At 40.0% G+C, this 12262-nt stretch carries 12 protein-coding genes; all 12 read right to left on the bottom strand.

The window, feature by feature from the left end; translation table 11 throughout:
• Positions 1-193: 193 nt before the first annotated feature.
• The 12 genes from C8P64_RS11230 to dapA all read right to left on the bottom strand — a co-directional run bounded on the left by C8P64_RS11230 (position 194) and on the right by dapA (position 12256).
• The gene (locus C8P64_RS11230; protein WP_108172148.1) at positions 194-916 is read right to left on the bottom strand and encodes a response regulator transcription factor; all 723 of its coding nucleotides are present in this window, start codon (positions 914-916) and stop codon (positions 194-196) included.
• A 3-nt stretch (positions 917-919) separates the two neighbouring features.
• Complete coding sequence (locus C8P64_RS11235; protein WP_108172149.1) at positions 920-2497, bottom strand: sensor histidine kinase; 1578 nt, start codon at positions 2495-2497, stop codon at positions 920-922.
• Between the two features lie 64 nt (positions 2498-2561).
• Positions 2562-3155 carry a dephospho-CoA kinase gene (gene coaE, locus C8P64_RS11240; protein ID WP_108172150.1) on the bottom strand — a complete coding sequence of 198 codons (594 nt, stop codon included), beginning with the start codon at positions 3153-3155 and terminating at the stop codon, positions 2562-2564.
• A complete protein-coding gene (locus C8P64_RS11245; protein ID WP_108172151.1) occupies positions 3152-4099 on the bottom strand; it encodes a CdaR family protein in 948 nt (315 codons plus the stop codon). The genes coaE and C8P64_RS11245 overlap by 4 nt, the downstream gene beginning before the upstream one ends.
• Positions 4086-5096 (bottom strand): glycosyltransferase family 2 protein, encoded by a 1011-nt coding sequence (locus tag C8P64_RS11250; protein ID WP_108172152.1) that lies wholly within the window; start codon positions 5094-5096, stop codon positions 4086-4088. Before C8P64_RS11250 ends, C8P64_RS11245 begins: the two co-directional genes overlap by 14 nt.
• Before the next feature lie 79 nt (positions 5097-5175).
• Positions 5176-5997, bottom strand: coding sequence for an enoyl-ACP reductase FabI (locus C8P64_RS11255; RefSeq protein WP_108172153.1), 822 nt, complete (start codon positions 5995-5997; stop codon positions 5176-5178).
• Between the two features lie 278 nt (positions 5998-6275).
• Positions 6276-7928 (bottom strand): DNA repair protein RecN, encoded by a 1653-nt coding sequence (gene recN, locus C8P64_RS11260; protein ID WP_108172154.1) that lies wholly within the window; start codon positions 7926-7928, stop codon positions 6276-6278.
• Positions 7929-7986: 58 nt separating this feature from the next.
• Entirely contained in the window at positions 7987-8877 is an 891-nt protein-coding gene (gene porD, locus C8P64_RS11265) for a type IX secretion system protein PorD (protein ID WP_108172155.1), read from the bottom strand.
• Complete coding sequence (coaBC, locus tag C8P64_RS11270) at positions 8870-10078, bottom strand: bifunctional phosphopantothenoylcysteine decarboxylase/phosphopantothenate--cysteine ligase CoaBC (RefSeq protein WP_108172156.1); 1209 nt, start codon at positions 10076-10078, stop codon at positions 8870-8872. Before coaBC ends, porD begins: the two co-directional genes overlap by 8 nt.
• A 15-nt stretch (positions 10079-10093) precedes the next feature.
• Positions 10094-10420 carry a DNA-directed RNA polymerase subunit omega gene (locus tag C8P64_RS11275; protein WP_108172244.1) on the bottom strand — a complete coding sequence of 109 codons (327 nt, stop codon included), beginning with the start codon at positions 10418-10420 and terminating at the stop codon, positions 10094-10096.
• Positions 10421-10431: 11 nt separating this feature from the next.
• Positions 10432-11256: an outer membrane protein assembly factor BamD gene (locus C8P64_RS11280; RefSeq protein WP_170106654.1), complete on the bottom strand. Its 825-nt coding sequence runs from the start codon at positions 11254-11256 to the stop codon at positions 10432-10434.
• Positions 11257-11380: 124 nt separating this feature from the next.
• The gene (dapA, locus tag C8P64_RS11285; protein WP_108172158.1) at positions 11381-12256 is read right to left on the bottom strand and encodes a 4-hydroxy-tetrahydrodipicolinate synthase; all 876 of its coding nucleotides are present in this window, start codon (positions 12254-12256) and stop codon (positions 11381-11383) included.
• Positions 12257-12262 lie beyond the last annotated feature (6 nt).

The following is a 12262-nucleotide window of genomic DNA, read 5'->3' on the forward strand; positions in this document are numbered from 1 at the left end:
GAACGCCATAAAGATAAGTAATGTAGGAAAACCGTTCTTAAATTTATGCTAAGATTACGGGTACGGGTCCGCGATGGGACCAGGTAAGAAAAAACCAGGAATATTAAGGGTCACCTGGGTTCAGTTCGAGATATAATACTGCATCATGGTTCTGGCCATGATGCAGTAAATCCCGGAAACTGAAAAATTTAAATTATGCTCCAGATTCTTCCTTGTTCTTAACAACAAGTCTGAAACCTTCACCGTGGATATTCAGAATTTCTACGTTCTCGTCTTTTTTCAGGTATTTTCTAAGCTTGGCAATATAAACGTCCATACTTCTGGAAGTAAAGTAATTATCATCTCTCCAGATCTTGGTTAACGCAAGTTCTCTAGGCATTAGATCGTTTTCATGCAAAGCAAGCAATCTCAATAATTCGTTCTCTTTTGGAGAAAGTTTTTGTGGCTCCTCATCTCTGAAAGTAAGGAATCTCAATTTTGAGTTCAGGTGGAAATCACCGATCTCGAACTCAAACTGCTTGGAGTCTGCCACGCTATCTGTAGCCTTACGCTGCATAATAGCCTTGATTTTCATTAAAAGAACTTCAGAATCGAATGGCTTGTTCAGGTAATCATCTGCTCCAACCTTGTAACCCTTAAGTACATCTTCTTTCATTGCTTTCGCAGTTAAGAAGATAATTGGCACTTCCTCGTTCTTATCACGAATCTCTTTTGCCAGCGTAAATCCGTCCTTGTAAGGCATCATTACGTCAAGGATACAAAGATCGAAATCATCTTTCTTGAACTTTTCGAATCCTTCCATTCCGTTTTTCGCGTGAGTCACCTCGTAATCATTCATTGCGAGGTAATCTTTAAGGACAGTTCCAAAGTTTGGATCATCCTCTACTAATAGAATTTTCTTGTTTTCAGTTTCCATATATTAAGATATTAGTGGTAGTTTAATTATAAAGGTACTTCCTTTTCCTTTTTCGCTCTGTACCGAGATCTCACCGTGGTGATCATCTACGATCTGCCTGGCGTAAGCCAGACCCAATCCATGACCTTTCACATTATGAATATCACCGGTATGTTCGCGATAAAATTTTTCAAATATTTTCTTCTGGACCAGTTTATTCATTCCAATCCCCTGGTCTCTAATTTCACAGTATATATAATTCTTTACGTTCGTGGTATAAATGTCAATTTTTGGCGCATCCTCAGAATACTTAATGGCGTTGTCCAGGATATTCACTATCACATTGGTAAAGTGATCCTGGTTTGCCAGTATGGACGATCTAAGAGCTCCAAAATGCGTTTGTATATATCCACCGCGATCTTCCACGATAAGCTCTACATGCGTTACCGCATCCAGTATGATATCGTGTAGCTGGTGTCTTTCCTTCTTAAGATCGAGTTCGTTCTTCTCGAGCTTGGAAATACGCAACACGTTCTCTACCTGTGCATGCATCCTTTTATTCTCATCCCTTATCATTTGCAGATAACGGGATACCTTAGACTGATCTTCGATGACCTTTGGGTTCTTAATAGCATCCAACGCCAGGTTGATCGTAGCAATTGGAGTTTTAAACTCGTGGGTCATATTATTTATAAAATCGGTCTTGATCTGTGATATCTGTCTTTGCTTGATCAACTGTGAAAGTGCACTAGAATACGCGATCACAATGATCAAAGTGAAAATTATAGAAAGACAGGCCATTAAGATCACCGATGATAACACCGCTTCTTTCTTATTGGTAAAATTAACCAGTAGCTGGTACGCACTGTTCCCGGCTCTGTCTGTAAAAAGCGGAACCGCGTAAGTGGCGGGATGATTAAGACTGAAATTATCTGAATGCAAATTCGTCGCAATAGAGTTATTATAAACCCCATATTCGAACTCGGTCTTAAGATCCCTGCTGGCTAATTCTTCTTTCAATAATTCTTTGATCGTCTCGTCTGATACTCTTTTGTGAACCGGAAGCCTAACTACCAGTTCTGAAATTGCTGAACGCAGGATATCCTTCTCCACCTCCTCCATCCGGGACATGCGTTCTATATGTTCTATTCGCTGCCTGGCGCTTAAATTGTCGCCATCCAGCTGGTTATTCCTAACAATATCGGTCACCCTTTTATTGATCATTTTGGTGAACTGTATACTGTCCTGGGCGAACTGCAGAAAACCCGAAGAAACCTTATAATCCTCTTCTAAAATGATTTCAGAATTGAAGTAGGTTTCATTCCTGGTCTCATCCCTGTTAGAATAAAAATATTCGGTTAAGGTCCTGTCGCTAAGCTTGCTGTTTATACTATCCGGATTTTTAAACTGAAAATAATAGCGTTCAAATTCCCTTTTCTGTATCTCTTCAGATACATTGATTAAAACCTGCTTTGCGTTGTAAGAAAACTGCTGTTCCCGATCATCTATAGTGCTTTTAATCCAATATCCCTGTACGAAAATTATACCGATTAGTGACAGGCTCATTAGGGCAACGAGAAGGACAAAAAGCTTCTTATTCATGCGGTCAAAAGTAATATTTTAACATTTAGACGTTAAAGTGTTTAACCAAATGTTAACAGAACTTCTAAGAATTTTGACCTGCTTTTAAGATTTCGCCGTGAATATGTTCAACCTGTTGTCTGGTCTGCTCTAGATCCTCATTTATTATTATGAAATCGGCGAGTTCAGACTTTTTTTCATCGCTCCACTGGTTGTCCATTCTTTGCTGGATCTCCTGCCGGGAACTTTCATCCCTTTTTTGAAGTCTTTCGATTCTGAGTTTTTTTGGCGCGGTAACGAGTATACTAAGGTCACACTTTTTATAGCCGCCGGTTTCGAAAAGAATGGCGGCTTCATAGATAACGTATTTTGAAGACTGGTCTTTTACCCAGTCACTGAAGTCTTGTGCTACTGCCGGATGAATGATCTTATTCAATTCTTCCAGAAGTTCTTTATCATTGAAAACTTTTGAGGCGATATATTTTCTTTCCGGGGTATCGCCTGAGTAAGCAGCTTCACCAAAAAGATCGATGATCTGTTCCCTTATCCTGGAAGAAGTATTCATCAATCGCTTCCCGGCATCATCTGCGATATAAACAGGAATTCCCAATTCCTTGAAAAAGCCTGCCACCGTGGTCTTACCACTACCTATTCCACCGGTTAAACCTACAACCATCATCTCTTTATCACAAATTGAATTCGGCGCTCATTTAACCTAACATTGTTGATGAAATCTGGTTTTTCCACGATCTGGGCGATCATGTAGTCATCTCCCTTTTTCACGTCCTTATAATTACAAACTACTCTGAAGTCGGCTGCACTGATACTTTCGAACTGCTTGAGATTTACCTGGTAATAAACTATCACCGATTTTGGAAAATAGGCCAGGTTGAGATTTTCGGGAACATTGATCACCTCCACCGGGATCTCTGCACTTCCCTCGGTGAACTTTTCTACTTTCTGAAAATATTTTACGCTGTTCTCATAAAAGCTCAAAGCTCCCAGGCCACTGGTATCTATTTTTACAGAACCATTCAGGTTCTGGTTCACCTTGTTAAGTTTTATCGCCTGGGTTTTAACCGTTTCTATGCTATCGATGATCTTTTCAGGCCCACTCACTTTAACCGAGTCTGGTCTAAGTTCCACAGGATTCTCCGCGGAAAATCCAACGGCATAACTCACTTCTATTTGAGGTACCACCTTGATCATCTTTTCTTTTTTGAACTGGAAAGGCACTACGATCTCTTCCTGAACTATCAGGGATTTCTCGAAATCTATTCTTAATTGTTCCTCTATTTCTGAAAGGTGATTCTGCAGCGTATAAACCAGCTTATTATTGGTTTCCCTGGCTTGCGAAAGATCTATGTCCAGCTTAGGATTGAAGATCTTAAAATAGTAAATACTGAAACCATTATCCTGAAGCTGCAGATCTACATGGTCTGGTCTTTCCTCTGAAATACTTTTATCCAGAGGAGCATTGATATAATTTACCGGGATCTCGATTAGCTGAGTATAGGTTTTTGAGAATTGCACTAAAACCCATACCACGGCAGCAAAGATCAGAAAAAAACCAAAGGTTTTTGCACTTTCTTTTTTGAATCTAGGTCTTCTACGCACCGGCATTTTTTTTAAAAAATAATTGAGGAAACTCCTTTTCTGGCTGCCTGTTCAAGATACCTGTCTTTATACTGGAATTTAAAAATCCCAGTCCATACCCGGTAAATTGAACAAACACAGCTCTTATCGCTAGCAACCCAATATAAATACTTTTATTTTTTATCGTAGCATCTATGCCGATAATTAAAAAATAAATAAGGTAAGAACCCGCATAGAACCACTCCCCTAATATTGCCATTAAAACAGAGAAAATAAAGCCCAGCATAAATAAGCTTGGAAACCAATAGGTGAGCTTCGAAGATCCGGGGTGCCATTTATTAAGAATAGGCCTTACCATCCCAAATTTCTTGACCTGTAGATAGAACTTGCTCCAGTCTATTCTGCGTTTGTGAAAGACTTTAGCTTCCGGTATGAGGCAGATTTTAAATCCTTCCTTTTCCAGCCTGAGACTTAGATCTGGATCTTCCCCTGGATGGATATACCCAAATCCCTGGCTTGCTTCAAAAGCCTTTCTGCTAATACCCATATTAAAACTACGTGGCTGAAATCCCTTCTTAGCACCGCCTCTAATTCCGCCCGTGGTAAAAAAGGAGGTCATGGTATAATCTATGGCCTTCTGAACATTGCTGAAAGAAGGATGTGCAGCGTCTGGTCCTCCAAAACAGTCACAATATTCATTCGAGATAAATTTATGCACTTCCATCAGGTAATATTCCGGAAGGATCACATCTGAATCCAGGATGATAAAATAATCTGCTTTCGCCTTTTTCATCCCATAATTGCGGGAATCACCGGGACCGGAATTGGCCTTGTAATAGTAACGGACATTGAGATCTTCAGAAAAATTCCTCACTACCTCATCTGCCCTAACACTGGAACCATCTTCAATAATAACCACCTCAAAAGAAACCTTTGAGATCAATTTCCTCATGCTTTCCAGCAACTCCCTGATCTCTTCAGGACGATTATAAACCGGAATGATAAAGGAATACTCTGGATTCATGTAAGGTGATTAAAAAAGAAACTGCCGAAATCTGCTCTATTAAGATACAGTTTTTCGGCAGTTAATAAAGTTTATTTTTTTACTCTTCGTCTTTAGTAAAAGCTTCCATCACTTCCTGGCTTACTCCTGTATTAGAGAAACCTCCATCATGGAAAAGGTTTTGCAGGGTGACTTTTTTGGTAAGGTCTGAGAATAAGGTCAGAGTATAATTTGCACATTCTTCTGCAGTAGCGTTACCAAGCGGAGACATCTTTTCAGCAAAAGCGATAAATCCGTCAAATCCTTTTACTCCCTGCCCGGCAGTTGTTGGTGTTGGAGATTGAGAGATCGTGTTCACTCTTACTTTTTTATCCTTTCCGAAGAAATAACCAAAACTACGGGCGATAGACTCAAGATATGCCTTGTTATCTGCCATATCATTATAATCTGGGAAAACTCTCTGGGCAGCCATGTAACTAAGCGCTACAATGCTTCCCCATTCGTTCATCGCGTCTTTCTTGTAAAGAACCTGCATGGTCTTATGAAAAGAAACCGCAGATACATCCCATCCTTTTGTAGTGTAATCGTAGTTCATATCTGTGTAGTGATTTCCTTTTCTCACGTTCACAGACATCCCGATAGAGTGAAGTACAAAATCGATTTTACCTCCAAGAATCTCTACAGCTTTTTCAACCAGATTCTCAAGATCTTCAACTTTAGTAGCATCTGCTGGAATGATCTCAGACCCGGTCTTTGCAGCAAGATCCTTGATACTTCCCATTCTCATGGCGATTGGCGCATTAGTTAGCACAAACGTTCCACCTTCTTCATGGACTTTTTCGGCAGTTTTCCAGGCGATAGAATTCTCATCCAAAGCTCCGAAAATTATCCCTCTTTTACCTTTTAGCAGGTTATATGACATGTATTTTTTATTTTGTGGTTGTTAAGCCTGTAAATATAGCAAAGTTGTTTGAATTCAGTATTCAGTATTAAGTATTCAGTAATTAGTAATGAATATTTTGAAATTTAGTGAAGATACTAATGATACAATTTAACGCTGTCTTTGCGAGCGAAGTGAAACGAAGCGAAGCAAACTCATCTAAGGAATTCCAACTTAAAAAGAGACTGCCGCGCTGCACTGCGTTTCGCTTGCAGTGAAAATGCACTCACTACTCAATTCTGAATACTAAATACTAGCACCTAATTAAGCAACGCCTTGGCATGAGCCCTGGCCGAATCACTCTTGGTATTTCCACCGAGCATGAGCGCAAGTTCCTCTATACGGTCATTTTCTTCCAGCTCAACGATCTTGGTTTGAGTAGCGGTTTCGTTATCTTCTTTAAAGATCTTAAAATGCGTGGCACCTTTCCCGGCGATCTGCGGTAAATGTGTGATCGCGATCACCTGCATGTTGCTTCCCATTTTCTTAAGGATCTCTCCCATTTTTTTAGCGATCTCCCCGGAAACCCCGGTATCGATCTCATCGAATATAATCGTAGGCAAATTACTTTGTGCCGCCAAAATACTTTTTACTGCAAGCATAATACGGGATAATTCACCTCCCGATGCCGCTTTTTTGATCTCCTTAAAACTTCCGCCTTTATTGGCTGCAAGGTACCACTCCAGTTTATCCAGACCATTGGCAAGAAACTCCTTACCGATCTCCAGCTCTATATTCAACCTGGCGTTCGGCATCCCCAGATCCTTCAATATCTGCTCGGTTTGCTCAATAAAAGCAGGAATGATCTTTTCCCTGTTCTCATGAAGTTTGGTAGCGGTCTTTTTCAATTGAATTTCCTGATCTTTTATGGCAGCCTGAACCTCATTCAGGGCAGATTCAGCATTTTCAGTAACCGAAACCTTTTCCTGAAGCTCCCGCATAATGGAAAGCAATTCCTCTATATTTTCAGCATTGTGCTTCTTCTGCAGATTATAAATGACCTGAAGCTTTTGGTTCACCACCTCAAGTTCTTCGGGGTTAGCTTCAATTCTATCCAAAGCATCGGTCATTTCAGCTTCAAGATCGTCAAGTTCGATAATCACACTTTGAACCCGCTCATGGAAATTCTCATAATTCGCAGAAAACTGGGCTATTCTTGAAAGACTGGCCCTCACAGATTTTAAGCTATCCAAACTTCCGATCTCTTCCTGCTGCAGCATATTCACCGCAGAACTTAGATTTTCGGTAAGCTCCTCCACATTGTTCAGCTCTTCGTAAAGTTCTTCAAGCTCTTCCAGCATACCTTCCTTCAAATTCGCTTCTTCAAGCTCATTTAAAAGGAAAATATTGTAGTCATATTCCTTAGCTGCCTGCGATTGCTGCTCTTTTAATTCTTCAAAACGGTTCAACAGAACCTTATACTCTTTTAGCTCCTTTTTATACTCCAGGATCACCGCTTCGTTCTTCGCGATCGTATCGATAACATTAAACTGGTATTCAGCATTTCCAAGACTTAAGGTCTCATGCTGACTATGAATATCTATAAGATAAGTTCCAAGTTTCTGAAGCGCGGTTATCTTAACCGGGGTATCGTTAATAAATGCCCTTGATTTACCAGATGGTAGGATCTCCCTTCTAATAATGCTTTGCTTTTCATAATCCAGGTCTTCCTTTTTAAAGAAATTCTCCAGTTTATAATTTGAGATCCCAAAGGTTCCTTCTATCACACATTTCTTTTCGGTATCGCGAATTGAACTAAAATCTGCCCGGTCACCCAGCAACAGTCCTAAAGCTCCTAACATGATAGATTTTCCTGCACCGGTCTCACCTGTGATAATGGTAAAACCCGGCTGAAGACCAATATTGATATCTTCAATTAATGCGTAATTTTTTATAGAAAGAGATGTAAGCAAATCGGTTAAAATTTGTGCTAAATATACGGGAGAAAAAAATTGAAATCAACCAAAAAGGTTATCGAATGTTTCGCCAGTTTCTGGCATACCTTGGCGCAATATTATTAAGGGTTTCAATAAGTTCAGCGCTATCCTCATAAGCAGGCCCTCCGGAATATACCGAGGTGATCTCATCTGCCTTTGAATCAAAGAAGGTTCTTAAAAGCAAGGAGTTATTCCGCCGGTTATTCATAACCTCCAGTTTTTCCATGGCTTCAGCGATCGCAGCTTTACCCTTTGGAAGATCTTCATGCATCACATCCAAACCTAAGCGATGGTATTCATAAAGTGCAGTTCTGTACTCTGCATAGGTATTAGCTAAAATATCTGCATTTAACCTGAATCTTGAACGTTGCCCGTCTGATCCTTTCCAACCCTGTGAATTTCCTTGCTGGGCGCTGGTCACAATTCGGTTAGCCTCTTCATAATATGGTGTACCACCTTCCGGAGCAAAAGTATCGGCATCCAGCCCCATAATGGTATAAACATAAAATGAAACTACAGATACCAGATTAGAAGTATAGGTATTCTCACTATAGTTAAGCGGCTGATATTCCCTGTAATTAAATGCTAATTGCTCGTCATTGAAATTAAAAACGGGAGTGATCATAGAAGATCCATAAACCGGTCTGGATGACTGCACCTGAATAGTACCGTTAAAACTTTCACCTTCAAAACTGGTAATAGTGATGAACATACTGCAATTGATACGTTCATGAGGCTGAAACCTCTTATCTGTCCAGTTGGTCTGATTTACGAACTCATTTAAGGAACGTTCCAATGTTTTAAAAACCGAAAGGTTTGCCTGCCCGGTCTGTTCAGCGTTTACAATAATTTCACAGTTGACCTGCTGTGCTGAACAAAGCTGCAAGCCAATAAAAATCAATATGAAACTAAAAACCTTATGCATCTAACAATTCTACGATCTCGTTTAAAATATCTGCGGCTACTTCTTTTTTAGATTTCAGTTGGAAATCCTTCTTTCTATCAGGATAAATTATGGAGATTTTATTGGTATCTCCTTTAAAACCTGCACCCTGATCATTCAGTGAATTTAAAACAATAAAGTCAAGATTCTTCTTTTCAAGCTTTTTTCTTGCGTTCTCCTCTTCATTATTAGTCTCAAGAGCAAACCCAATAAGCTTTTGACCGCTTTTTATTTTTCCCAAACTGGCGAGTATATCCTCTGTTTTGGTAAGTTCTAAAGTTAGCGAATCATCATTCTTCTTGATCTTTTGATCTGCTACCATTTTGGGCTTATAATCTGCAACTGCCGCTGCGGCTATAAAAACATCGGTATCTCCAAATTTTGAATGCGCAGCCTCATACATTTCCCTCGTGCTGGTAACCCTGATAAGTTCGATCTTATTCTCATCAATATTCAAATGGGTAGGCCCGGAGATCAAAGTAACCTCAGCTCCTAATTGCATAGCCCTTTTAGCGATCTCATATCCCATTTTCCCACTGGAATGATTTCCTATAAAACGCACAGGATCTATAGCTTCGTATGTAGGACCGGCAGTGATCGTGATCTTTTTTCCCTTTAATGGTAGATCTTCAGAAAAATGCTTTTCAATAAACAAAAGGATCTCCTCGGGTTCTGCCATACGGCCTTCACCATGCAAACCACTGGCAAGTTCTCCAGAACCTGCAGGGATCATGACATTGCCATAATCCTGAAGCACTTTAAAACTGTTGTTTGTAGATGGGTGTTTATACATATCCAGATCCATCGCCGGAGCGAAAAAAACAGGACATTTAGCCGAAAGGTAAGTAGCCAGTAAAAAGTTGTCGCTATTCCCCGAAGCCATTTTAGAAAGAGTACTGGCTGTGGCAGGGGCTATAAGCATGAAATCGGCCCAAAGGCCGAGTTCAACGTGATTATTCCATTTCGCATTCTCATCTTCCTCATCTGTAAATGAAGAAAAAACTTCATTTTTGGAAAGTGTGGAAAGCGTTAGCGGAGTGATAAATTCTTTCGCGGCCGGCGTCATTACGACTTTTACCTCTGCACCAGCCTTTACAAATAAACGTACTAACGAGGCAGTTTTAAAAGCGGCAATACCTCCGGTAATACCTAATAAAACTTTTTTACCCTTAAGTACAGACATATTTGAGTCCAGATTCTATTCTTCGGTATCTTTTGTGTTACGGTAGTAGATCTTGTCTTCCAGCCATTCCTGGATCGCAAGGGACTGAGGCTTTGGCAATCTTTCGTAGAATTTAGAAACCTCGATCTGCTCCTTATTTTCAAAGATCTCATCCAGAGAGTCATTGTAAGTAGCAAATTCATCAAGTTTTTCTAATAATTCCTTCTTAATCTCACCGTTGATCTGCCCAGCTCTTTTCGCAACTATCGAGATCGCTTCGTAAATATTTCCGGTTGGTGCATCCACTTTGTTCCTGTCTATGGTCGTGGTGTTTACCGGTGCATCAATTTTCTTAAAATCCATCATTCCAATTATTAAAAATTCTGTAACCTTTGATCAATTTCCAGCAGGGAATCTTCTATTTGAGAAGTATACTCCCCTTCAGGATAATATTTTTTATATGCCTTATAAAACTCCTTTGCTTCCTCAAGTCTTTCTTCCATCAAAACCTGGAAACTATTGATCGCCAGCCTGTATGCTGAATCGAATCTATAGTAAAAAGCCGCCTCTCTGAAAGGAGAACCAGGGTAATCTGAAATAAAATTATTAAAAGAAGCTATAGCAGCTTTGTAATATTCTGTGTGGTGATATTGCTTGGCAATTTCATATGCCTTTTTCTCCAGCTTGATCCTTAGTTCTGTTGCCATTTCGTTGGCAGAGGATGTAAATTCTCCTTCCGGATATTTGTTCAAGTGAACCTGCAGCTCTTCGATAGCCTTTCGGGTATCTGTCTGGTCCAGATCATATCTTGGAGAACGATAATAGTAACTCGCAGCCCTTTTATAGGAAGCCTCTTCAGCCTTCTGGCTGTTTGGATACAACTGTAAAAATCTTTCGAACTGGAACGGAGAATTATAGTAATCGTCCAGCTGGTAATACGTATCTGCCAGTAAGAAAACAAGTCTTTCTCCCTGTGGCTTTCCGCGGAATTCAGGCTCGATCTGCTCTAGTAATCTCAAAGCTTTTCTAAGCTTCTTATTAGAGTCTTCCTCCTTGCCTTCGTTATATAATTCTTCTGCAGCCGAATATTTTGGAGCAGTATCTTTACTCTTAAGCAACTGCTGATATTCACTACAAGAAAGTGTAACCATTAGCAGGCCTAAAACTAGAATTCCTTTTTTCATGATACGTAAAAACATCTGGCAAAAATACATTTTTTGTGACTATAAAAAAAACTTTCCTGAACTACTCAAATAACCCCAATATCAAGGGTTTATTGCCACATGAGCATAATATTAGAAAAAAATCCTACCAGATTTTCAATTAAAAGTTGTCCATGAAACTATGGATACGATTGGTCAATGCTTCTGAAGCTTCAACCAGCGGAAGACGCAGATTATTGGCTACCAATCCTTTCTTCGCCAGCAGAGCCTTGATTCCTGCAGGATTACCTTCAGCAAAAATAAGGTCTATAGAAGGAGCGATCCTGTAATGTAATTTATAAGCTTCAGCCACTTTACCAGCCAGACCTGCTCTTACCATATCTGAAAATTCCTTCGGAAGACCCTGGCCAATTACAGAGATTACACCTTTTCCGCCAGCAAGCGTCATAGGTAGCGTGATCATATCATCACCAGAGATGACCATGAAATCTTCAGGCACCATGCTAATAAGTCTCATTGCCTGAACTATATCTCCAGCCGCTTCCTTCACTCCTATTATATTATCACACTCTCTTGCGATACGATTTATTGTCTCCGGCAAAACGTTTGAAGACGTTCTTCCAGGTACATTATAAAGAATAACCGGCAATGGCGAGGCTTCTGAAACTGCTTTGAAATGACGGTAGATCCCTTCTTGTGTAGGTTTATTATAATAAGGAGAAACCGAAAGTATGGCATTAAAACCATCCAGGTTGGAAGTTTTCAATTCTTCGGTCACCGCTGCGGTATTGTTCCCTCCAATACCCAGAACCAAAGGCAACTTACCGGCATTGGCAGTTTTTACTGTTTCCTTTATCAATTCTTTCTCTTCAGTACTAAGAGTTGCGCTTTCGGCAGTAGTTCCTAGAACCACCAGATATTCGATCCCATTTTCTATCTGATTCTTTACCAGATTAGCCAGAGCATTAGTATCTACAGATAAATCCTCTTTAAATGGAGTGATTAGTGCTACTCCTGTTCCTACAAAGGCTTCCATCAATTC

Origin of the sequence: Christiangramia gaetbulicola (genome assembly GCF_003054225.1) — a bacterium.
GTDB classification, from domain to species: Bacteria; Bacteroidota; Bacteroidia; order Flavobacteriales; family Flavobacteriaceae; genus Christiangramia; species Christiangramia gaetbulicola.